General features: G+C 47.5%; 4 tRNA genes. All 4 read left to right on the forward strand.

The features are described from left to right. Nucleotides 1-59 precede the first annotated feature (59 nt). The 4 genes from A6E03_RS06690 to A6E03_RS06705 all read left to right on the forward strand — a co-directional run bounded on the left by A6E03_RS06690 (nucleotide 60) and on the right by A6E03_RS06705 (nucleotide 440). A tRNA-Glu gene (locus tag A6E03_RS06690) sits at nucleotides 60-135 on the forward strand. Nucleotides 136-156: 21 nt separating this feature from the next. Next, nucleotides 157-232 (forward strand) — tRNA-Lys (locus tag A6E03_RS06695). Between the two features lie 25 nt (nucleotides 233-257). Further along, a tRNA-Ala gene (locus A6E03_RS06700) sits at nucleotides 258-333 on the forward strand. 31 nt (nucleotides 334-364) lie between these two features. Next, a tRNA-Val gene (locus A6E03_RS06705) sits at nucleotides 365-440 on the forward strand. Nucleotides 441-524: the final 84 nt, after the last annotated feature.

The following is a 524-nucleotide window of genomic DNA, read 5'->3' on the forward strand; positions in this document are numbered from 1 at the left end:
GATTAGGTTAAAAAAGTAAAGAAGCAATAGAAGGTGCCCAACACCTTCAAATATCCAGTGTCCCGTTCGTCTAGAGGCCTAGGACACCGCCCTTTCACGGCGGTAACAGGGGTTCGACTCCCCTACGGGATACCACTTCATTTTTTGAAGTAAATTGGGTCGTTAGCTCAGTTGGTAGAGCAGTTGACTTTTAATCAATTGGTCGCAGGTTCGAATCCTGCACGACCCACCATTTCCTCCCAAGGAAATAAAAAATTGGGGCTATAGCTCAGCTGGGAGAGCGCCTGCCTTGCACGCAGGAGGTCTGCGGTTCGATCCCGCATAGCTCCACCATTCTTTCTCACGAAGGAATTAAAACTTTCGTGGGCGATTAGCTCAGTTGGGAGAGCACCTCCCTTACAAGGAGGGGGTCACTGGTTCGAGCCCGGTATCGCCCACCATCTTTAAGCGTTCTTTTAGGTAAATAAGCCTTTGAGAGTCTTTAAAAATGGTTTCGAAAGAAACATTGCTCTTTAACAATTTGG

The organism is Aliivibrio sp. 1S128 (assembly GCF_001691065.1).
Taxonomy (GTDB): Bacteria; Pseudomonadota; Gammaproteobacteria; order Enterobacterales; family Vibrionaceae; genus Aliivibrio.